Origin of the sequence: Enterococcus sp. FZMF, from assembly GCF_030263915.1 — a bacterium.
GTDB classification, from domain to species: Bacteria; Bacillota; Bacilli; order Lactobacillales; family Enterococcaceae; genus Enterococcus_D; species Enterococcus_D casseliflavus.
The window spans coordinates 522604-545130 of the sequence record NZ_CP127160.1 but is presented as its reverse complement, the minus strand read 5'-3'; the positions used below and the strand labels follow the sequence as shown (position 1 = coordinate 545130).

Below are 22527 nucleotides of genomic sequence, written 5' to 3'. Positions count from 1 at the left end.
GCACTGCGCTCCTTGTTATAGTACACTAGTTAAAACAAAGACATTTAGGAGTGATTAAATGACTCAGACAGAAGTAACTTACAAGAGCTATTTGGAACAGCCCGAAGCTTTAACCTTTGACGAAATGCAGACGATCCACGAAGCAATTTTGAAAAATGGCACGATCACTGATACTGATTTTCAAGACGCCTGGCAAAGTATTTTGCAAGCAGCACTGCGATACACAACGATCCGGGCACAGTGGCATAGTTTTTCACAAGATGAAAAACGAGCGATCGATGCAGAGCGTACCACCCTTCATAACACGATTATCGATCAATTTATCTTTCTCGAACGAGTCTTTCAATTGAATCAATGGGATAGCCAAACATGGACCTCTTTATTATTTTTGCAAGAACACCGAGAAAAGCGCACAAGACAAGACATCAACCAACACCGCAAACGCATTGGGGATTTTGCCAATTACCTAGTGTTTGCAGCAGCGGTTAATGGTCGGTAGTTAAGAAAATAGGAAAAGCTAGGAATCATCGCATTGAATGATTTCTAGCTTTTTAGTTTGGCTGTTTTGGTATATAAGCTATCTATCTAAGCTTGCTCAAACTTTATAGTTTGGATTGTCCTTTCAAGATTTCTCGTGATCATGCATCAAGTCCTTTTCCAATAATTGTTGAAGTGCTTTTCAGCATTATTCTTTTTGAAAAAAGTTCTCATAAAGCCGATTATTTCTTCTCGTGTATATCCATTCGTATCTGTTTCAAGATCCCCTACCTCTGCTAAATGCGAGTTAGGTCAGCAGAGTTTGTTAATGCTAGTCCTTATTGCTAGTCTTTTTCGGTATCGGTTTAAAAATGTTCCCTACCAGTTTCAAAACGATTCATTCCTTATTTTGATAGGATTCGTATTTTTTGTGTCAGGCGTATTCAGAAATTATCGGTAAATAATGCACACTAATATTTTTAGCTTTACATCAAATAAATATTTTATCATTTTAATTCAACTGATTCATTCAATATGCGATAATCATTTACGAAAGGATGATTTGATGAACTATACAGTTACCAACCTAAGACATCTGCGAATCGCTCAAATTTCTTTGTTAACATACTATATTTATTTAGCCTTCCATGACAATATTTTCAAAGCAATTCCATTACTGTTTATCAGTGGTATTTTAGATTCCGTATATCCGCCAGACTATGCAAACCAGTCATTTTGGTTTCCTCATAAAAAGAAAACGATATTTTTAAAAAACAACAATTTATTTCTGGAAGGAGCATTAGAAATCTTAATCATAATTGTTCTTGGTATTTTCCTATCGCTTGTTTTTTAAAGTAAAGGAACAACTTGTGATTGCTGGTTCCCTTTTAGCCAACGACTGAATCCTTTTTCTATTGCTCACTACTTTTTATCCATTTGCTTATTAAATTAGATTTACCAAATAAATAACGAATCCTTCACTGTTGAGATGACGCTAGTATCTAGTCGAAAGGAAAGGTGATTTTTTATGAAAAGAATTTGTTTTGTCTTAGTTTTGAGCAATGGATTATCTTACACACCATTAACTCCAGGTGTTCTTTATCAAAGAGACACAAGCCTCAAAGACTATTTTTCACCGTTTTACGACGTTTCAATCAATTATCTGAGAGATAAAGATACTGTTGATTACTTGGTCCTTCCTGAGCCATTCGCTCCTTTTGATAATGAAAATAACCTCCCCATCATAAAAGTTCCTTCTAAATTTTTTCTGACTAAAGACTTTGAAAAAATTAAGGCGTACATTGATGACTACTTTAAAGAAAACGCGGAGAAGTAATACTATCCTCGATCGTTTTACGCCCTTACTGATTGATACCGTTATCAATCAGTTTTTTTGTCGGGTAATGGACTAATAATCAGATATTTTGTACACTTAACTTAAAAATATAAGGAGATATACATGGATTTCTATTTCAAAGAGTTAAAGTCTAACTCAGAGATTAACCAGTTTTGGGAGAAAAAAAGACAATATGAAGAAAGTGACATTTTCCCCAACCTTCCAGAAAGCGGTGCTGAATTAGATGAAATCGTAGACTGGTTTCGCTCTTCCGAATACTACGAACTAATCATGGATCTTCATAATTCCCCAACAGAAGGAGATTCTCAGCTGGAATTTGTATTCATATACAGTAATCAACAAGAATATGTTGGATTTACTACTTACAAAATCTACTACTCAGAAGATTCAAAAGCATTTATTCTCGATTTTTGTATCGATAAACCTTTTAGGAACCAAGGAGTAGGTAGCCGCGTTGTTTCTGAATTAAAGAATTACCTTAAAGCAAAGAACGCTCTATACATCGCTTTAAATGCCTCCAATGAACACAATCAGCGATTTTGGCAAAACCAAGGTTTTATTCCTCAAGACGTTGATGAACACGGCGAAGTAATCTATTTTTTTGTTCTTTAATAGATATAGATTCGTATCATCTATGTTCTAGTTGACTATTTGGCAGATAGCTAACTCAAAATTTTCCGATTCCTAAGAAAAAACTGAAAGAAGCGAGTAACTTCTTTATGATACTATCAATAAAAAGGAGAATTTTTGTATGCTTATCCCAGCCATAAGTTTTCAAGGAAATTGTGAAAATGCAATAAAATTTTATCAAGAGGCGTTAGACGCACAAATTAAGTCCATCGTTTATGCGAGTGAAGCTCCGGTAGATTCAGGTTTAGATCCTGAGATACCTGATGATTTCGTTATGGACTCAGAAATCATCATCGACGGACAGAGAATCATGATGACAGACGGCAGACTAAATAGACCAGCAAATGATTTTTTCTCCTTTTGTCTTGTAAAAGAATCCGCTGATGAAGTTACTACTATTTTCAATAGCCTCTCGATAGACGGAAAAGTGATTGATCCCCTTGCACCAGTGTTCTGGGCCTCGCTCTATGGTATGGTTGAAGATAAATATGGTATCACATGGATGATCATGACCTCGCATTAGCATACTACCTTTTGCTTACTACTCGTTTAACGCATTTTTTTATTTAAATAAATTGGATGTTTGTTTATTTAGTACCATTTACTTTTGATATTATTTATTTATCTTGGTATTCTTTTTCTAGAGGTGATTAGATGAAAAAGAATAGTACTCGGTTAAGTCTCTGGAAAATTTTGTTGATTGCGCTTGCTTTTGTCGCTGGTTCCTTTCTTGCAAAAATGGTCTTTTCTTTATTTTTTGAACACGTCTAATAACTATTTCAGTCTATGATCATTGTTATCAAGGAGGCGTTTTTTAGTGAGTAAAGTTCCTAAAGTATTCAAATGGGTAGGTATATTCTTGGCAGTCCTCTTTCTCCCTGCTTTCGCTACTTATGGCATAGACAGGAAAAATAAACAGAATATATCGGAAAAAGGGAACTCTTGAGTTGCCTTTTTTACTTAAAAAAGTTTTTGAGTTTGATACCTTTGTTGATACTGAATTTAAAAGGAGTGATTGTATGACCACCAATACAGAGTTTACAGTTTTTTCGTGCTGCTCCACATTTCTTTTATCAAATAAAAAGGCTCTATAATTTATGGGACTGATGAATCAGAATTGATTCTTCAGCCCCATTTTCATTTTAGGTATTAAAAAACATATCGTTCTCTAGTATGATTAAATCACCACAAAATAAACAACTGAGAGGACGATATGCTATATGAATGATTCTATCAAAAAAATGCTGAGAATAATAGAGAAAGATTTGATGATTACAGAGGTCTCTTACGAGACCCTTCAGAAGAAAAAGACGTTGGTCGTCGATGCTGTTCTCTCGCCTACTCCTCGTGCTTGTAGAAGTTGTGGTTCTACTGTGGTAGATGGAAACGGGAAAGCAATTATAGTGAAAAATGGGAAGAAGGAAACGATTGTCCGTTTTGAACAATACAATCATATGCCTTTGGTTATGCGCCTAAAAAAGCAGCGCTATACCTGTAAAAACTGCCGAACCCATTGGACGGCTCAAAGTTATTTTGTCCAACCCAGACATTCAATCGCAAATCATGTTAGATATAAAATTGCTTCTTTACTGACTGAAAAAGTATCTTTATCTTTTATTGCGAAAAGCTGTCAGGTATCTTTGACCACCGTTATTCGTACATTGAAAGAGTTTAAAAGCTATTTACCAAAGCAATCTAAGAAGATTCTCCCAAGAGTATTGATGGTTGATGAATTTCGTTCGCATGCTTCCATAGAAGATAAAATGAGCTTTATTTGCGCAGATGGCGAAACAGGAAAATTAATGGATGTTTTGCCTACGCGTAAATTACCTCGATTAACAAGCTATTTCTTAAAGTGTACCAATCCAGAAGAAGTAGAATTCTTGGTGACAGACATGAACGCCGCCTACTTCCAACTCACCAAACGTGTTCTGCCAAATGCGAAAGTAGTGATTGATCGGTTTCATATTGTCAAACACATGAATCAAGCGTTCAATGAGTTGCGTATCCGTGAAATGAATGAACTTCGTAAAGCAGGACAGAAAAGCCAGGCAGAAAAACTGAAAAAGAACTGGCGCTTTTTGCTAAAAAATCGTGCAAGCATCAACCATTATGAGTACAAAACATGGAAAAGTTTCCGAGCACCAAAATACCCATTTCTTACTGAAGCAATGATGATTGATCGATTGCTTGAGTTTTCTACGCCCCTAAAGGAGGCGTATCCCTTTTTTCATGAATTAGTTGAAGCCTTTCGAGATAAAGACCCTGACTTATTTTTCTCCTTATTAGCAGAACTTCCCGAAACGTTGGATGACAGCTTTCGGGAAAAGCTTCAAAACCTTCTGACCTATGAAGAAGGCATCACCAACGCAATGATCTATCCTTATTCCAATGGAAAAATAGAAGCGAAGAATACCCACATAAAGACAATGAAACGAGTATCCTACGGATTTAAATCATTCGAGAACATGAGAATTAGAATCTTTTTGATCAATCAATTAATCAAAGTAAGATAACAAAAAATCTGAGCCAGAATGTGGTTCATTCTGACCCAGATTTGATTTTGCACAACTCATCAGTCCTTATTGACAAAGAGCCAAAAAAAACGATCTAATCTATACTTATTACATAGACAAGATCGTATTCTTTAGTTATCCGCTTTTTTTCGAATAAAATAAATTACTGCACAAGCAATGAGAGAAAATACAGAGCAAATAGTACCAATTAAAATAAATGGGTTGGAATAGATAAACCTGATGTGATTTTCTCCTTCACTAAGCGGCACAGTCATAAAGTTTGTTCCGCTTTTATTCAGGCTTACCTCTTTTTCATTTATATAGGCTTTCCAATTATTATGATAAGGAACTGATAGCACAAGATTTTCATCTTTACTTGCAATTGCATTGATTTCAAAAATATTTTCTTTATAATATATCTCCCTCACATTACTTGAGGAATCTTTGATTACTTTTTGCAAATGATTCCGATTTTCTTCGACATGTATGTCAGAGATATTCATATCATCTTCGTTCAAAATATAAGCCAAGCCTCGGAAATTTTTATTCTCATAGACATACCACTGTTCATTGTTGAAAGACAGAGTTTCAATTTGTTGGTAGCCATCTTCATTTAGCATCGGCTCCTTTGAAAGATGATATTTCACACCACTCAGGGTATTCATTGCATTATCCTCTTCAAAACCATATGACCGCCATCGTAAAGACGATTGGTTGTATTGATCAACTATTTCTTGCGTGTGCTTATTTATTATACTCAGCCAGTAGGTTAATCCGTAATAATCATTAATCATTGCTAAATTTTCGGGACGTCCATTAGCTTCAGTAAATGTGTCGTTAGAAACTCTAAACAGCTCAACGTCTTCCTTTATGTTTTTTGAGCTTTTTACAGGTGACGCTGTGTATACTTCTGAAGTTTCAAGGGGAATGAATTTTTGCGTCCATCCTTCACCATAATCAGAATAAATCCCCCACAAATTTACAATTAAATTTGTAATGATCATCGTCCCTAAAAGAAGATAAACAATACTTATTTTTTTGTTTCTACTCTTTTGATGAGTAAGTTCATTGTCCAATATTTTTCTATACTCCGTTATTACATAAGCCAGAATTCCTGAAAGCAGCAAATGAACTATAAACGCCCATCTATCATTTGTTTGACCAAATCCATTGAGTAGATAGCCTGTGATAGGCAAAGAATAGGCAATAAATGCCAGACCTAGAAAAATCAAACACTGTACTTTTTTTCTATTATTCGGCAGAAAAAGTAATAGAATAATTGCTAATAATTCTATTACTATAATTCCGGATAAGAAAATAGGCGGCTCGACATCTTTCATAGTAAGAAAGTCCCCCAAATTGATTGAGAAATTCGGGATATAGTTATTTAAATTGAAAATAATATTACTCATCGGTTCACTGTTTCTCTCACTTAAGAAATAGCTTTGAAGAGTCGGTAGGAAAAAAGGAGCTGCTAACAAAATTCCTAAGATATATGCACATATTCCTTTTCCTACATTTGCAACTAAGTATTTCAAACTCAGACGTTTAAATAATAGACGTATAGGGAAATATAGTGCTAACACAACGGAAACCATAAATAAAAAATAAAAACCACATAAAGCCGCAAACATCACAGAAACAATGAAGAGACTAAATTTCTTTTGACGCATCATTTTCTCAATCCCTAATAAAATCATTGGGAAGAAAATTAGAACTGAGAGCCATTCGGTATACCTTGTTCCCCCTACAACCGAAAAACCACAGAATACATAGGATAGGGCACTAAAAATAATCGCTACTTTGTCAAATCTGAAATACGAGAAATATTTCATCAGAGCATAACCAGACAACCACATTCTGAAAATAATCATAAAAGAAAATAAATATGGTGCATTTTGAGCAGTTACAAAAACAGAAAAAATATTGAGCGGGTCACCAAAACCATAGTAGTTTAATGAACCAATCACGTCTTCACCCATACCTATAGAAAGATCGAAGCTTGGAAGATTGATTTGTCCACTGAATAGTCCTAAGATAAAGTCTTGCAGGTAACGCCCAGTATAAATAAATGCTGGATAGTACTGACCTACGCTATCTATTTTCCATATCAGAGATAGCTTTTGACTCCACAGAGGATAATAACCTAAAATGAAAACAAGTCCAAATAAAAGTGTAAACAATATAATTGATTGATGCTGTCTAACGAAGGATCGTATCAATTTCAAAGGTAGTACTCCTTTACCAAATTAAATATTTCACTATTGACGACACTTTATAATAGCAGTTACTCAATGCCAATTCAATTTAAATAACTAAACTATTAGAACTAAATTCAAAAAATCATTTTGCCATATTCAATTTTAAAATTTAATGAATAACGAAATTCATTTTACACACTAATTCGCTTGCACTACTTGCTCTCTCACGATTTGTCGACGATAAATGATTAAAAAAGGAAGGTTGATGCTTAGCACATCAACCTCCCTAAAAAGATTTTTCTTTTGATTAGCATTCTTTTCAATCGGCTCTTTGGAATAACGGCAGTTAAATTTCCCTTATCCAATACTCCCTCGATTTTCTAGAAATCAAGTTTTTAACACTTTTAACAAACGGACAAAGCTTTGCGATTGCCAAGATCAGGCGTAAAGTTTCAATAAGACAAGCGCCTTTTAAACAATTTTGGCTTCTCCTACAAAAGATTTAAACCAATAACCCGATTTTTTGATCGTCTTCACTTGGGTATGAATATCGTTAGAGATAAATCCGTAGCGATTGCGATAGGCGTTGCTCCATGACCAGCAATCAATCGGTGTCCACAAATGATAACCAAAGCAGTTTGAGCCTTGCTGTATTCCTTTATGAAGCCAGTCCAAATGTTCTTTAATGAAATCAATACGATAGTCGTCTTCGATCATACCGGACTCATTTAAGAAGCGTTCTTCTCGCGAAACCCCCATCCCGTTTTCAGAGACAAACCAAGGAATGTTCCCGTAATTTTCTTTGATATTTAATGCAATATCGTATAACGCCTTTGGATAAATTTCCCAGCCTTTATCAATATTCATCCTTCTCCCAGGCATCTCATACTCAGAGTAATAACGATTAGGCATCCATTCCCCAACCGAGTCAGGTGCTATCTCAGGTGCTTTCACACGATGGGGATGATAGAAGTTCACACCTAGAAAATCGATGGTGTTGTTCTGGAGAATAATAGCTTCTTCTTCAGTTGCTTCCCAAATAACACGATCCTTCTCCAATATCTGCACCAATTCTTCTGGAAATCTGCCATAAACAGCTGGTTCTAAGAACATCTTGTTGTTCCATAACTCAGCAAAGCGGGCTGCTTCCAAATCTTGAGTCTGGTCACTAGCTGCGTATGTGGGGGTTAAATTTAAGACTGTTCCGATGCGCCCTCCTTTTGACTGCAGATCCAGGCTGCGAAAGACTTCAATTGCTTTAGCTGAAGCTAAATTAAGATTATAAGCAACTTGGACTGCTTTTTTCCCATTTACTTGTTTTGGATAATGAAACTCATACAAATATTCCCCATCCACAACAACCATTGGTTCATTATGTGTCACCCATTCTTTCACGCGATCGCCAAAAAGAGTAAAGCAATGTTTCGCAAACCCTGCAAATAACTCTACAACATGTTTAGATTCCCAACCGCCATATGTGTGATATAACTCTACGGGCAAATCAAAATGATGCAGATTCATTATAGGACGGATGCCGTGTTCAAGGAATGTATCGATCATATCGTTGTAAAAAGCGGCAGCTTCCTCGTTGATGCTGTTTTTTTCTAAATCGTCAATCAACCGACTCCACTGAATCGATGTTCGTACGCTGTTTAGTCCGATTTCCTTCATTAGTGCAATATCTTCTTTATAACTATTGTAAAAATTGGATGCTGTATCCGGTCCTACTTGTTGATAGAAAGCCTCTGGCTCGATTTCAAACCAATAATCAAACATATTTGCGTGTTTTTTTTGAAAACGTCCTTCGCTTTGAGGACCAGATGTGGCGGCTCCCCACCAAAACCCTTTTGGAAAATCATTCATTCATTTTCCCTCCAATTAATTTTTTACGCATGAAATCACTAAAAAGCGGAATGTATTCATGTCCGTATTCTGGAAAATCAATCATTTCTTTTGCCCCTTGCAATTGATTGAACACAGCAAATTGTGTCTTCGGATGGCAAATAGTATCCGCTAATCCAATCCCCCAAAAGACTTCTCCTTGTACTCTTTCTGCCAAGTATTGGATGTCGATATAATCCAATACCGAAAAAAAACTTTCTTCCTTTGCATGACTTGGATCTCTAAAGCGAAACCAGTATGCCAATTCTTCATAAGCTGATTGTGTCACCTCTAATCGAAACGCTTCACGATAGTCGCTTAGAAAGGGATATAAGGTGAAAATTTGTTTGACTGAAGGCGATAAAGCTGCGCATACGATTGCTAATGCTCCACCTTGAGAAGCGCCATACACAGATAATTGATTCTCATCGACTTGAGGCAAGCAGCACGCGATACGCACCAGATGGTAAACATCTAGAAAGACCTGCCGATAAAATAATTCATCCGGTCCGTCATCTACACCACGAATAATATGACCTTTCAAGGTCCCGCCAGAAACTTTTCTGCTGTCTTCAGATATTCCGCCTTGACCTCTAACATCCATTGCGATAACACAGTACCCTTCTGCAGCTAAGCCGATTTTGTCACTCCAATCACCGCTATTTCCATGATAGCCATGAAATTGAAATTGAGTCGGATATTTCTTTTTCTCATCCATTGGTACGATGAATTGACAGTGGATACGGTTACCGTCATGTGCGGTAAAAAACAAATCATACCCCTTTGCGACATGCGAAAAAATCTCATGAGGCACTAGGTCAAACGTTTTAGGCAATGACTCAATGATCTTCTTCCCATTATTCCAAAATTCGTCAAAATCTTTCGGCTTTTTCCCACTGCCTAGATATTTTCCCCATAATGCTTGGGCATCCTTAAAATACAATAGTTTTTCCTTCCCTCTTTTTAAAATTAACGGCTGGTTCAATTCGTTGGCAGCTTTTCTGAACTGTACAGGCTGAATTTTATTGGAATTTCTGATGTACCATTGATTGGCAGGAAATAAAAAAGATGCGATGAAATTGTTGCTGATTCCCCTTCTCACCACAACATTCTGCTGCTAGTAATAAGGCGTTTGGACCTATCTGTGAAAGAAATCGGGCACTTGGTAATGACTAAAAATGGTACCATTCATCGCCTCAAGCATAAAAACAAGCTTTGATACGTTCACTGTGTCAACTACTTTTTCCTGTGAAAGGTTCTGTGATGTCTGCGCTATACGCTTCTCATTGCGCTGCCAAATAGAGCTGGTAAAAAAAGCTGGAACTCAATTCTTTTCCCTCTCTCCAAAGAATTGTGCGGCTTTCACTAAGCTGCGTCTGAAAGACATCCTTGCTTGCCGTCAACGTTCTCTTCTAATTTAGAAGCATCCATGATCGTTTTTCAACAATCACATTTTCTTTCCATCCCCTAATATTGCAGTGGATTCGCTTACATCATAGAATACCTTCACAGAAGCACTTTGCCGTAAAAATGATATATACTTTTAATTATATTCGTAAATACTTTTTGTGTTTTTCGTGTAAAAAGTTGAGCAACCAATTCGCTGATTGCTCAATTTCTGGTGAGGATCATTTCCACTGAAAACTCATCGTATCGGTGGACCGATCTTGAGTATTCGAAAGCAGCACCGGTGTCAAAATACGCAATTTGTTCTGCTACAGCGACGGGGTCGCCTTTTTCAAGTTTTAAATACTGCGATTCTTCCTCTGTAGCTCTTCGAACCGAAATCCGTCGATGACCACTTTGAATAACCAATCCTAAATCTTCTTCAATGTACTCATATATGGATCCTTCTACATTTTCTTTTTTTAAACCTGGAATCAAATCTATAGGCATATACGTTTTTTCCATGACTTTGGGCTTTCCATCAATATAACGAACCCGATAAATATCATATACAAAACTATTTGGTGTCAGATTCAACTTATTGGCGACTAGTTCATCAGCAACTACCACAGTAAAGGTCAACGCATGACTAGTCACTTTTTTTCCAGGATTTAACGCAGTGGTTCCTCGAAATTGATTTGCCATCGCTATACGCTCGATCTCTTCAATAGCCAAGTCCTTAACAAATGTTCCCGATCCCCTACGCTTAATGATCAAGCCCTCTGAAACTAAAATATCTAACGCTTTTTTGATCGTCATTTTACTTGAGTCATACATTGTACACAAATCTTTTTCAAAAGGAATCTGGTCATTTGCTTTGTAGGTGCCGTCTAAAATCCGATTGCGAATATCATTTGAAATATAAATATATTTTTGCATTCTCATTCACCTTTCGCTTACTCTCCCTTTTGATTTTAGCCTGATTCCTTTACTTTGTCTATTTGTTATTTAACCCTGTATCTTGTTTCGTGTTAAATAAATGAGCTTTGAAGAAAAATCCCCTGCCATTTGTCGTTGCCAAAAATCTGATGCTCGATCAATATAATTCTCGCCAAAAATCAAGCCGACAGCCATCAAATCTTTCCCCGTTCGAACCTGTTCTTTTTCCCATACCGTATAATCAAAATCTGCGTTCAATCCTTTTAATCGCAAGCGCTGATATAGCGGATTAGGCTCTGCTAAGACTTGATAATAACCAATCAAAGCTTCTGTTTGATTTTCAGAAACGACCATCCATGCGCATACATTCCCATTAAAAGGACTTTGCAGACGGAAAAAAGTGCCCGTATGAAGCAGCATCCGATGTTTTTTAAAAAGTATGATCTGGTTTTTGACCTGACTTTTTTCTCTTTGAGAAAGCTTAGTCACATCTAATTCATACCCAAATGTGCCAAACAAGGCAACATCACTTCTCATTTTTAATGACGTCATCCTGGCCACTTGATGATTAGGCACCTCAGATACGTGACTTCCTATCGCAGAGAGCGGATAAACCATTGATGCACCGTATTGAATCTTGAGGCGCTCTATCGCATCTGTATCATCACTCGTCCACGTTTGAGGAGCATAGTACAGTAAGGCAGGGTCAAATCGACCGCCGCCGCCAGCACAGGATTCTATTAACAAATCAGGATATTTTGCTAACAGTTTTTCGTACAAAGCATAGACGCCTAAAATATAACGATGGAAAAACTCGCCTTGCCGCTGTTTTCCTAACGAGACGGAATACGCTTCTGAGATATAGCGATTCATGTCCCACTTCACATAATCAATCTCACATGCCTTTAACACTGCATCCATCTGTTCAAAAATACAGTCAATGACGCAATTCTGACTAAAATCCAACACGTATTGATTTCGCCCATGTGAAATGTTCTTTTGCGGGTGCCCCACTATCCAATCAGGGTGAGCTTGGTAAAGAGGTGTATCCATAGAAACCATTTCTGGTTCAAACCATAGCCCGAATTTCAAACCTTTTTCATGGATTTTTTGTGATAAACTGCGAATGCCATGCGGTAATTTCCTTTTGTCGACTTGCCAGTTTCCTAATGAAGAAGCATCATTGTCTCGATGACCAAACCAGCCGTCATCTAAAACAAACAATTCTATCCCTAAATCGGCTGCTTCTTGAGCTAATGCCAGGATCTTTGATTCATCAAAATTAAAGTAAGTGGCTTCCCAATTATTTATCAACACAGGACGTTCCTTCGATGCCCACGTTTGGCGAATCAAATGCTTTTTAAAAAAAGCATGGAAGTTTTTACTCATTTCATTAAAGCCATTTTGTGCATAATTCATTATGACTTCTGGGCTGGAGAAAACGTCACCTTTTTCTAATTGCCAAGAAAATTGATAGGGATTGATCCCCATTTGAACACGAGAGATACGATATGTATCCACTTCGATTTGTCCAACAAAATTTCCGCTATAAATAAGACTAAATGCGTACACGTCTCCTTGAAATTCAGTTGCAGACTTTTCGCATATTGCAAAAAAGGGATTGTGGATATGACTGCTGGCACCGCGGGTACTGGAAATTTGCTGCAATCCACTATGCAGTTTGTCCCTCTTCACTTGCGTTTCCCTGGCCCAAGCACCATCTAAATGCAGCCAATCGCAGTCATCTATTGGCAAATCAAGACTCATACTCATAAACCGCATCAATTGGTAACGGCAATCATCATGATGCACGATATGATTCTGTCTAGAAATGATAGGGAAATCTTTGAAAATAGTGTAATCCATTTCAATTGTCAACGAAGAATAACGATCTTTTAATACAATCGTCAGCGTTTCAGCTTCTGCTTCGTCATAGAAACTAGTTGGCAAATTAGGGATTTTTCTCTTTTTATTTGATATCCGATAATTCGAATAGTTAAAATGACTGATAGCATCTCCATCTGGGTATTGAACTTCAACGGCAGGATAGCGAAAATCTGTTGTCCCATACATTGGCATTTCTTGCTTAATATGTTCCAGCGAAGAGGTATGGTCCTCTTTCTTGAAGTTATTAGAAGGACGAATCTCACGTTCAATCAAGTAATCAAACGTTGGTTGATGAGGAATGGCTGATCCAAAGTATAACTGCTCCAAGACACCTGTTTTTTCCTCAACCCTACAGATATAACTAATCATTCCATTCGTTAAGTGAAACTCCTTATTATTATTAATATAGATCATATTTTCTCCTTTTCAGGGCTAAAAAAAATTTTTTGTTTTCCTTGATAAATAAATTCGACCACAATTCCTGGTGCTGCCGAAAAAAACAGAATGGGATTTATTACCCAAAGAAGACTTGCCAGAATAAAGAGCGACACTAGAAAGAATGTGAAAAATGGTCGTATAACGATATTCTTGATACCTTGATACAAAGCTGCTACCCCAGGTCCTTTTTTTTCACTTTCTAGAAGATAATAAACCATTATAAGATATGATAGAATCGATAAGGTTGTCCCTACTACTTTGATCAAACCAGACATCCTGCTTTCAGTATTCGAAAACTGACTGAGCCAAAACAAGCTTAATCCGCTTGTCAACATCGTTGAAAGAATAGAGTCAAAGGGATGCCCGCGTTTTGAGCTTTCTGCCACTTGTTGGTCTGTTTGCATATTTCGTCTAAGCAGTGTTCTTCGCATCGCGCTAGACCATCCATACACAATTAAGTGACGAATAACCATTCCCCAAAAAAAGAAAGAATTGCTGATGCATTGATAACACTTTTCGATAAAAAGAACGACGCGTGATGACGTTTGCAGCATAACACTTCCTCCTTATTTCACCGACCCAGCTACACCATTATAAATATATTTTTGTAAAGCTAAAAACACAATCAATATCGGAATGATCACAATAACTACTCCCGCTAAAATAACTGGCCAGTTGCTTCCATAGGGACCTTTAAAAGCAAATAATGCCGTGGAAATCACTTTCAAATGACGGTCGGGCATATAAAGAAACGGACTGTAAAAGTCGTTATAAACACCTACACCGCTAATGATCAACATGGTAACGATCGGTGCTTTTAAATTGGGGAGAATGATACGCCAAAAGATCCCAAAATAGCTGGCACCATCTAAAAACGCTGATTCATCCAACGAGATGGGAATCTCTTGGAGATACTGCATAAACACATACAGCGATATAACATCTGTACCTAAGTTCAATACAATCACTGCCCACATTGTATTAAACAATCCTAAGTTATTGATAATTTGAAATGTTGCTACTTGAGCTGTGATTCCTGGGATCAGCATTGCCATCATGAACAAAAGCATGATGGCTTTTTTTAATTTGAAATCAAACCGGCTCATTACATAAGCAAACATCGAACCCAGCGTAAGTTTTCCAACCATACTAATAGCAAAAATAAGCATCGTGTTTTTAAACCCTAACAGCATTTGTCCATTTACAAATGCTGTTTTATAATTACTAAAATCAAAAGATTGAGGCAATGCTAAAACACCGGTGGTCAAAAATTCATCATTTGATTTTAATGAACCGATAAATACAACGAGGATCGGTAAAATTGCTGCAACAGTCCCCAAAAGCAAGACAGCGTATTGAACTATCTTCCCGATCGTGAATGATTTTCTCTTCATAGCTAGGCTCCTTTCTCTCGTGTTGCTAATCGTTGAATCGCTGTAACGACCACCACAATCATCAACAGTATAATCGCCATTGCGGATGCTAAGCCAACTTTGTTGTACTTAAAGGCAGTATCGATCGTCTGAATAACAAAAGTAGTGGTGCCATTCGATCCGCCAGTCATAATATACGGGATGTCAAATACGCTCAACGAACCGCTGACTCCTAAGATAATATTCAAGAAAATAATGTTGCGAATACTCGGCAATATAATGTATAAAAATTCGTCCCAACGATTTGCCCCATCAATCTCGGCAGCCTCGTAGACTTCCGGATTGACCGATTGGATCGCTCCTAAGAAAATCAAAAAATTGAATCCCGTGTAGCGCCAGATGGATGTAAATGCCAGTGAAATATTGTTGATTGACCGATCACCCAACCATAAACGAATTTGACTCTCAAGCCCTAGACCAGTCAATACAGTATCTAATGTTCCTCCACCTTTATAAAAATAAAGGAAGATAAATCCAATCGCCACACCATTCAACAAGTATGGAAAAAACAAAATCCCTTTCCAAAAATTGGCAAACTTTACTTTAAACGATAGAATCGTTGCAAATAATAGCGCAAGACCTAATTGAAAAAAGGTTGCAATAAAATAATACATGCTTGTCTTAAATACAGTGAAATAAGCAGGATTCGTTAAAACCGTTCGATAGTTATCTATCCCGACAAAACTACTGTTGGGACTATAGCCATTCCAATCTGTCATACTATATTGAAACATTTTTACTAAGGGATAGTAAGAGAACGTTAGCAACAGCACTAGAGGAATAATGGTAAAAGAAAAAATAATTAAACGTTTCTCCATTTTTTGTGACATCTTAATTTTTCTCATGATTCACACTCCTAAAAATAAAGCCGCTTAAAACAGATGCTTGTACATCTATGTTAAGCAGCTTTCTTTGAATCGCTTCAAATATTAGTTACCTGAAACTGCCTCTATAGCGTTTGACCATCGAGAATTAAAATCATCCATGATAGCGTCAAAACTTTCAGATGTATTCCCAATTGCCGAATCTATCATGCGTTGTTTTTCGTTATCAGTTGATCCAATGCCTAGTTCTGATTGGTTATTAATATCGCTGAACAAGGATTCTTTTCCTTCTGGCGCAGGGTTCTCTTCTAATAACTCAACACCAGCTGCCTGACTGTCTTTTAAAGAGTCTGGATATTCTGCGCCAATCAATGAAGGAAGACCGCCATTGTCTTTAGCATAATCTGACTCGTTCACCAACCAATCCAATAGTTTTCTTGCAGCTTCTTTATGTTCACTATTGACATTGATGCCTAAGTTGTAGTCGCCGCCAACCCCCAGATATTGCTTGCCGTCCGGCGCAGTCATTGGAAAGGCCTGAAAAGTAATATTTTCTGCATTGTCTGGATTTGCTTCTTGTATTTGCGGTACTGCCCAGCTGCCCAATACCATAACACCAATTTTACCATTGGCTAAATCAATTTTTGATTGTTCCCAATCAGTGGTAGTCGGATCTGCTTCAATCAAACCTTTGCTGCTTGCTTGATAAAGTGTACTGTATATCGTATTCATAATTTTTCCATCAGAAAATGGTGCGGGGTCAGAAGTCATCTTATTAGTAAAATCAGCATCACCCGCCGCTCCTGCACGAACAAAATCCCAATTTGATAAAGTCCAACCTGCTGCATAGTTTGTATACAATGGTGTCACATCTTCATCATTTTCTTTGATCATTTCTAAAGCCTCTATAAAATCTTCCGGTGTTTTTGGAAAATCTTCAATGCCGGCATCTTTAAAGACTTGCATATTTACCACCATACCCGTAGCATTCATTTGAGTTGGAATGCCATAAGATATTCCTTGATAAGAACGATCATTTAAGCCTAAATATTTTTCAGAAAGTTCGCTTTTGTCTCCTAGCGGTTCAAAAAATGTACTATAATCTTGAGGATTTATATCACCAGGAATCATTAACAAATCACCATATTCTTTGCTGTTCATTCTTGTTTTTACTTGACCAGCGTAATCTGTGATCGTTTGAATTTCGACATTGATATTGGGATATTTTTCATTGAATTCCGCCATATACTCATCCCATTTCCCGTTTCCTTCCCAGTCAGTTTTATGGTTGATAAAAGTAATTGTTTCAACTTCATTTCCATCAGAATCAGTGTTGGAGCTGCCAGTGCCACAAGCTCCTAAAATCCCAACTGCTGCTATAACCCCAGATACCTTCAAAAACTTCAATTTCATGCTCTCTCCTCCTAATAAAATTATAAAGAAAACGATTACATTTAGATATTATCACTTTTTATTTTAAATGTATATACTTTTATTATTTTTCTTCGAAATATTTTTTTATTACTTTCTCTGCCTTTTTTCCATAGATAGCATAATCTGTGTCATTGTCGGCTAATTCCAGCGGATATACGTCGGCTTTCCAGTCCCAAATGCCGAACCCTTTAACCCAAGGATACTTTTGACAAGCAGCAAACATTTTGTCATACCATGCTTTTTGTGCAGATTGATCAACAGATCCATTCAACTGCCAATCATTCGGCAAATACTGGCTCCCTTTACGACTAGGACAACCTACTTCACAAAAGAAAAAGGGTTTGTTGTATCTTTTTACAACCTGTTCAATTCGAACCAATTCAGATTCCCATTGATCGATGGGATAATAACCTGAAGAAGAAATTACATCTAGAACATCCCACCAAGCAACATGGTCTTCTTGGTATTTGTCACAGTTGTAAGTGATTTGTCCAGCATAGCTGTTTCTTGTTTTTGCAATCAATTCCCGCCACTGTGCTTCCCGTCGATCTGAATTAACCAGCTCGCAGCCAACAACAAACATTTCACACTGGGTTTTCTCAGCAATCGCTGCATAATGTAAAATATACGCTTCATAGGAGCTGAACCATTCAGACCATTTAGGCTCACATGGGACATCATGATCAAAAAAATTAATATGCGCACGCCATGTCCCGTCAGCGACATTGACCATTGGTTTTAAAATCACAGATAGACCGATGTCTTTGGCATAGTGAATCAGTTGGATCACTTCGAGATCACTTAGAACCGTTTCTGCTTGCCAATCAATCACTGTGGATTGTGGAGTTTTTTGCGTCACTACAATCGGTAAAATGACATGAGTTGCACCACATCTCTTCTTCATGATTTTTAGTGAAGATTTACATGTTTCCGTCTCCCATTCGCCGCGTCGTGCCATAAACCCAAATGTTACTGCATTGATTTGATCCATATAGTTCTTTCCTTTCTACACGAAAATAAAATGCTGCTGGGCTATACCGAACATGTAAACAGCCTATTGTTCTTCTCATTGCTTTTCCACAAGACTTTTAAGCTTTAAGAGTAGTATGAAAAAGAAAACTGCCATAGTATGTTCTGATCCCTTGGTAAGAAGAGTGTTATGCCCAGACTATCATTCATGATTATTCTTCAGTTTCCATTTACCTGTTTTTGTAATCGCTTTCTTTAATATGTTACACAATATTTATACTTTATTCAATATAAATATATACTTTTATGGAAATTGTTTGTTGAGCATATCAAACAGACCTCAACGATAAAGGCATTTTTCACTTGTTTTGGATTCCTTGCCATTCATACAGAAGATTATTTGATCAAAAGCGATTATTTCCTTTTTGGTAATCAAAAATGACTGCTGATTTCCTGTTGTCCACCTTTTGTCTTTATAATTCTCAAACACAAAAAATCCTTTCTATTTAGGAAGCGGTCGCACCCTAAATAGAAAGGAGTTTTTTTGGCGAGAGCTCTTACGTTTCCCTCTAGACATGCAAATCTTTGCTAGCGCACGTCGTAAAATGAAGTTGGTGAAAGAGGTAAACAAAGGAGTAGATTTCTCAACTCCATAAAAGTCTGACTTTTTAGTTTACTAATGGATGTCCAGTTCACTTGGTCAGCCCCCCCATTCATTTACCTTGTCGTCCATGTAGGTGTGGTATGAATAACATACCCTCTATAGTAGCAAACAACCAAATATAATGTCATTATTAAGACTGTAGAAAAAATCGCCACCATTTTTACTGCTTTTTGCGAGGATACTAAATTGTATCTGTAACTTATCGTTTGGATAAAAGGTAAGAAGCAGATAATAAAGGGATGCAGATAGCGTCCACTAAGTTCATCAAATGCTTGGGTTGGTTTATCTAATATGAGATAAAAACCGGCAAAAATCCCAACCCAATTTGTGAAGAAAATTGCAATCAATCCCACAATAAATGCTGGTTTCCATGAGAATTTTCTTTCAGTTAACATCACAAAAAACAAGCACAACAACCAGAACAGATTAAACATATCTGGCAATATGGTAGAAACTACATTGAACAAGGTTCTTCCTCTTCGCTCCATTGTTTCAGTATTCAAATAAGAATGAATAAATTGTTAAAAAAAGTTGCTTAAACCAAATATCTGATTTAAGAAATACAGTACAACAACAGCGGCTAACATGATAAAAATCCAAAAAGCGAAGCGAACGCCTTTCCTCTGTCGTGTGTATATCTCTGTTGCTTTATTTGTAAACAACGGCAGAAAAAACAATGAAGGTAATGCAAAAACATAATTATTCTTTGCAAACAAAATGAAAAAAATCGTAAGAAGGGTATAGCCTATCTTTTTTTTGGTTACATCTTTAAATCTAGTTACTCTAGCTAAGTTCAATAAATTGACCATAAACGCTGAAAGAACCACATAAGAATAGACATCATAACTTGGGCTAGCAATTTTCTGTAAAAATGGCACTGAAAACAGCATGACCAACGCCCATTTCGCTACCTTACTGCTTTTGATAATAAAGAATAAGCTGATCGCGAAAAAAACTAAGTTTGAAAGTCTGGAAAAGACTAACATGACACCGTAACTGGGATAAACGTATCTACCTATCAACACACCTATGGCTGCTGGAAGATGACCTATACCTATTTTGAGGATTGAATTATTTTCTCTTTGCAGATGGAAGCTTAACGTGTCCTCCTGAACATCCGACAACTTTGTTTTAAAGAAAGAGCCTACGTCAAAATCATGTTCTTCCTTATTCGATGCTATCGCCATTAATTCAAGGTTACGCACGGTATCAGTCTTCATTGAATCAGGATTATTTCCAGAGAAAATAGTATAACTCCTGCTTAAATGATACCCTTCATCCCCGTTGGTTATGGGATACGTAATAAATGTTGAGATTACACCGAAAATCATAATTGCAAATAAGTAAAAGAATTCTGGAAAGTTCTGTTTACTTGGTAATGAGGTTCCCACTAGAAGCCCCCTTTCAAAAAATTGAATACTCCACTAACAACACATAATGATAGCAGTTTCTCAATATTAATACAATTTAAATAACAAAAATACCAATCCAATCATAAGCAGTAGTGTTTGAGCAGATGGTCGCCGTTTATTTGCATGAAACTGATTTTACTTTCATTCATTTAAGGAAAAGTATTTCGTTGGAAAATCACAATTTAAATTAGTTGTTCGAATCCATTATCACACAATCGCTATATAATGAGTTTTATCTAAAAGGCAATATATTCTGATCGAAACAATACGGAAAAAAACAGCTCTTCTCATTTTGATCATCAATCAGAAGATTTCTTAACAGCTAACAAAAAGTCAGACCAATAATTTTGATGATATTCCTCAAGAAACCAAACCAATTTTTCAGAATAGAAGCAAGATATATTATTTTCGATGCGGGAAAATGAAAAAGAAAGTATACCCGCCTCGCTTGATTTGAAGCGACCCCCAAAAGTTAGACCAAAGAATCTAACTTTTGGGGGTCGTTATTTGTATGGCAAAATATCCTTTTGAATTAAAACTAAAAATCGTTAAAGAATATCTTAGTGGCGTGGGCGGATATCGTCATCTTGCCAACAAATGCGGTGTCTCAAGTAAGTGATTGGGTGAATGCCTATCGTGAATACGGAGAGGAAGGTCTATTGAGAAAGCATCAAAATCAGTAATATTCTGTTCAATTTAAGTTAAATGCGCTAGAGTTATATCAAACAAGTGAGATGTCCTATCGAGAAGTTGCCAGCACTTTAGAAATGAACAACCCTGCGCTTATTGCCAATTGGATGCGTAATTTCAGAGAAGCAGGTATTGAAGGGCTCTCAAAAGAGAAAGGGCGACCACTTACTTTGACTAGAAAAAAAGAAAACAAAAAAGAAAGTACAACAACTGAAGAACACGACCGTATCAAGGCATTAGAAAAGCAAGTACGATCCCTTCAAATTGAGAATGCCTTTTTAAAAGAGTTGAGGAAGCTGCGAAAACAGGAAGCCCAACAAAGACGCAAGAATCAATCGCACGAATCATCGCCAGCCTCCGAGGATCATTCAAACTAGTTGAGCTTCTTGAAACATTGAAATTTCCTAAAGCAACCTATATGTATTGGCAGAAACGGTTTGACAGACCAAACCCAGACCAAGAAATTGAAGAAAAAATGATTGAAATTCGCAAGGAGCATAAAGACTATGGCTGTCTGCGACTAAAAAAAGAATTAGAGAATCAAGGGATTCATGTCAATAAAAAGAAGATTCAACGTCTGATAAAAAAACTAGGTATCGAAGTAAAGTCTTACACTCGAAAATCTCGACGGTACAATTCTTATCGTGGGAAGGTTGGAACTGTCGCCAAAAATCGTATTCATCGTCGGTTTTATACAAATATCTGTCACCAAAAAATTACAACTAATACCACAGAGTTTAAGTATTATGAGGTAGACACCACAGGTGTCGTTCGTCAGAAAAAGCTGTATTTAGATCCTTTCATGGATCTTTACAATAGTGAAATTCTATCTTATCGGATTTCTGAAAAACCAAACGCACTAGCCATAATGGAAGGATTAGAAGAAGCAATCCAGATAACAAATGATTGCCCATTTCGTAGAATCTTCCAGAGTATGTCTCCTAAAGGGAATTGTTTAGATAACTCACCTATGGAAAACTTCTTTGGTTTATTAAAGCAAGAAATTTTTCATGGAGAAATCTATCGGAGTTTTGATGAATTGAAAACAAAAATTGACCAATATATCTATTATTACAAACATAAACGCATCAAAAAGAAATTAAATCGGCGAAGTCCGGTTCAGTTTAGAGAAGCTGTAAAAAAAGCTGTCTAACAGTTAATTTTATCGTACAAAAAAGGAGTGGATTTCTCCACTCCATAAAAGTCTAACTTTTTGGGGTCACTACAATTGTCCAGCAAGCTTCGGGGTACAATTTTTCTTTCTTAAAAGAGGAATATACTTTTTATATAAGAAAATAAGATGTATAATGCCTCAAAGTTATTTACTTATATACCTCTTGACAATTCTCTATATAAACTTGATTAGCAATCCAATCACTGCACTTGAAT

Annotated in this window: 18 protein-coding genes and 1 pseudogene; 7 read left to right on the top strand and 12 right to left on the bottom strand. The window is 36.7% G+C overall.

The window, feature by feature from the left end; genetic code table 11:
• Nucleotides 1-58: 58 nt before the first annotated feature.
• From QN079_RS02580 to QN079_RS02555, 6 genes are all read left to right on the top strand, one after another.
• Complete coding sequence (locus tag QN079_RS02580) at nucleotides 59-499, top strand: hypothetical protein (RefSeq protein WP_118215584.1); 441 nt, start codon at nucleotides 59-61, stop codon at nucleotides 497-499.
• 543 nt (nucleotides 500-1042) lie between these two features.
• Nucleotides 1043-1330: a hypothetical protein gene (locus QN079_RS02575; RefSeq protein WP_118215585.1), complete on the top strand. Its 288-nt coding sequence runs from the start codon at nucleotides 1043-1045 to the stop codon at nucleotides 1328-1330.
• Nucleotides 1331-1504: 174 nt separating this feature from the next.
• Nucleotides 1505-1813, top strand: coding sequence for a hypothetical protein (locus QN079_RS02570; RefSeq protein ID WP_086294528.1), 309 nt, complete (start codon nucleotides 1505-1507; stop codon nucleotides 1811-1813).
• A gap of 123 nt (nucleotides 1814-1936) precedes the next feature.
• Nucleotides 1937-2446 carry a GNAT family N-acetyltransferase gene (locus QN079_RS02565; protein ID WP_118215586.1) on the top strand — a complete coding sequence of 170 codons (510 nt, stop codon included), beginning with the start codon at nucleotides 1937-1939 and terminating at the stop codon, nucleotides 2444-2446.
• 139 nt (nucleotides 2447-2585) lie between these two features.
• Complete coding sequence (locus QN079_RS02560) at nucleotides 2586-2987, top strand: VOC family protein (protein WP_118215587.1); 402 nt, start codon at nucleotides 2586-2588, stop codon at nucleotides 2985-2987.
• A gap of 697 nt (nucleotides 2988-3684) precedes the next feature.
• Nucleotides 3685-4980 (top strand): ISL3-like element ISEfa11 family transposase, encoded by a 1296-nt coding sequence (locus tag QN079_RS02555; protein ID WP_289230370.1) that lies wholly within the window; start codon nucleotides 3685-3687, stop codon nucleotides 4978-4980.
• Nucleotides 4981-5111: 131 nt separating this feature from the next.
• Here QN079_RS02555 and QN079_RS02550 read toward each other — a convergent pair whose 3' ends face one another.
• The 12 genes from QN079_RS02550 to QN079_RS02495 form a co-directional block, all read right to left on the bottom strand.
• Nucleotides 5112-7208: a YfhO family protein gene (locus QN079_RS02550; protein ID WP_118215589.1), complete on the bottom strand. Its 2097-nt coding sequence runs from the start codon at nucleotides 7206-7208 to the stop codon at nucleotides 5112-5114.
• A 444-nt stretch (nucleotides 7209-7652) separates the two neighbouring features.
• The gene (locus QN079_RS02545) at nucleotides 7653-9044 is read right to left on the bottom strand and encodes a glycoside hydrolase family 1 protein (protein ID WP_074536875.1); all 1392 of its coding nucleotides are present in this window, start codon (nucleotides 9042-9044) and stop codon (nucleotides 7653-7655) included.
• Complete coding sequence (locus QN079_RS02540) at nucleotides 9037-10005, bottom strand: acetylxylan esterase (protein ID WP_118215602.1); 969 nt, start codon at nucleotides 10003-10005, stop codon at nucleotides 9037-9039. Before QN079_RS02540 ends, QN079_RS02545 begins: the two co-directional genes overlap by 8 nt.
• A 668-nt stretch (nucleotides 10006-10673) precedes the next feature.
• Complete coding sequence (locus QN079_RS02535; protein WP_005227435.1) at nucleotides 10674-11387, bottom strand: GntR family transcriptional regulator; 714 nt, start codon at nucleotides 11385-11387, stop codon at nucleotides 10674-10676.
• A gap of 69 nt (nucleotides 11388-11456) precedes the next feature.
• Nucleotides 11457-13688, bottom strand: coding sequence for an alpha-galactosidase (locus tag QN079_RS02530; RefSeq protein WP_118215590.1), 2232 nt, complete (start codon nucleotides 13686-13688; stop codon nucleotides 11457-11459).
• Entirely contained in the window at nucleotides 13685-14266 is a 582-nt protein-coding gene (locus tag QN079_RS02525) for a hypothetical protein (protein ID WP_005227430.1), read from the bottom strand. Before QN079_RS02525 ends, QN079_RS02530 begins: the two co-directional genes overlap by 4 nt.
• Before the next feature lie 12 nt (nucleotides 14267-14278).
• On the bottom strand, nucleotides 14279-15106 hold the full coding sequence (locus QN079_RS02520; protein WP_118215591.1) for a carbohydrate ABC transporter permease: 828 nt from the start codon (nucleotides 15104-15106) through the stop codon (nucleotides 14279-14281).
• A gap of 2 nt (nucleotides 15107-15108) precedes the next feature.
• The gene (locus tag QN079_RS02515; protein WP_005227426.1) at nucleotides 15109-15990 is read right to left on the bottom strand and encodes a carbohydrate ABC transporter permease; all 882 of its coding nucleotides are present in this window, start codon (nucleotides 15988-15990) and stop codon (nucleotides 15109-15111) included.
• An 84-nt stretch (nucleotides 15991-16074) separates the two neighbouring features.
• Nucleotides 16075-17382 carry an ABC transporter substrate-binding protein gene (locus QN079_RS02510; protein ID WP_118215592.1) on the bottom strand — a complete coding sequence of 436 codons (1308 nt, stop codon included), beginning with the start codon at nucleotides 17380-17382 and terminating at the stop codon, nucleotides 16075-16077.
• Between the two features lie 82 nt (nucleotides 17383-17464).
• Nucleotides 17465-18394 (bottom strand): glycoside hydrolase family 113, encoded by a 930-nt coding sequence (locus QN079_RS02505; protein WP_015508930.1) that lies wholly within the window; start codon nucleotides 18392-18394, stop codon nucleotides 17465-17467.
• 695 nt (nucleotides 18395-19089) lie between these two features.
• Nucleotides 19090-19503, bottom strand: a complete 414-nt coding sequence (locus QN079_RS02500; RefSeq protein ID WP_225582113.1) for a hypothetical protein — start codon at nucleotides 19501-19503, stop codon at nucleotides 19090-19092.
• A gap of 54 nt (nucleotides 19504-19557) precedes the next feature.
• A complete protein-coding gene (locus QN079_RS02495) occupies nucleotides 19558-20427 on the bottom strand; it encodes a DUF2142 domain-containing protein (RefSeq protein WP_259332108.1) in 870 nt (289 codons plus the stop codon).
• A gap of 532 nt (nucleotides 20428-20959) precedes the next feature.
• On the opposite strand from QN079_RS02495, the pseudogene QN079_RS02490 reads away from it, so the two are divergent.
• Nucleotides 20960-22291: pseudogene (locus QN079_RS02490) on the top strand (IS3 family transposase).
• The last annotated feature ends 236 nt before the right edge of the window (nucleotides 22292-22527 follow it).

Excerpts from the sequence above, each read along its gene's own strand:
- QN079_RS02580 (WP_118215584.1), top strand. The coding sequence starts at position 59 with ATGACTCAGACAGAAGTAACTTACAAGAGCTATTTGGAACAGCCCGAA.
- QN079_RS02575 (WP_118215585.1), top strand. The coding sequence starts at position 1,043 with ATGAACTATACAGTTACCAACCTAAGACATCTGCGAATCGCTCAAATT.
- QN079_RS02570 (WP_086294528.1), top strand. The coding sequence starts at position 1,505 with ATGAAAAGAATTTGTTTTGTCTTAGTTTTGAGCAATGGATTATCTTAC.
- QN079_RS02565 (WP_118215586.1), top strand. The coding sequence starts at position 1,937 with ATGGATTTCTATTTCAAAGAGTTAAAGTCTAACTCAGAGATTAACCAG.
- QN079_RS02560 (WP_118215587.1), top strand. The coding sequence starts at position 2,586 with ATGCTTATCCCAGCCATAAGTTTTCAAGGAAATTGTGAAAATGCAATA.
- QN079_RS02555 (WP_289230370.1), top strand. The coding sequence starts at position 3,685 with ATGAATGATTCTATCAAAAAAATGCTGAGAATAATAGAGAAAGATTTG.
- QN079_RS02545 (WP_074536875.1), bottom strand. The coding sequence starts at position 9,044 with ATGAATGATTTTCCAAAAGGGTTTTGGTGGGGAGCCGCCACATCTGGT.
- QN079_RS02535 (WP_005227435.1), bottom strand. The coding sequence starts at position 11,387 with ATGCAAAAATATATTTATATTTCAAATGATATTCGCAATCGGATTTTA.
- QN079_RS02530 (WP_118215590.1), bottom strand. The coding sequence starts at position 13,688 with ATGATCTATATTAATAATAATAAGGAGTTTCACTTAACGAATGGAATG.
- QN079_RS02525 (WP_005227430.1), bottom strand. The coding sequence starts at position 14,266 with ATGCTGCAAACGTCATCACGCGTCGTTCTTTTTATCGAAAAGTGTTAT.
- QN079_RS02520 (WP_118215591.1), bottom strand. The coding sequence starts at position 15,106 with ATGAAGAGAAAATCATTCACGATCGGGAAGATAGTTCAATACGCTGTC.
- QN079_RS02515 (WP_005227426.1), bottom strand. The coding sequence starts at position 15,990 with ATGAGAAAAATTAAGATGTCACAAAAAATGGAGAAACGTTTAATTATT.
- QN079_RS02510 (WP_118215592.1), bottom strand. The coding sequence starts at position 17,382 with ATGAAATTGAAGTTTTTGAAGGTATCTGGGGTTATAGCAGCAGTTGGG.
- QN079_RS02505 (WP_015508930.1), bottom strand. The coding sequence starts at position 18,394 with ATGGATCAAATCAATGCAGTAACATTTGGGTTTATGGCACGACGCGGC.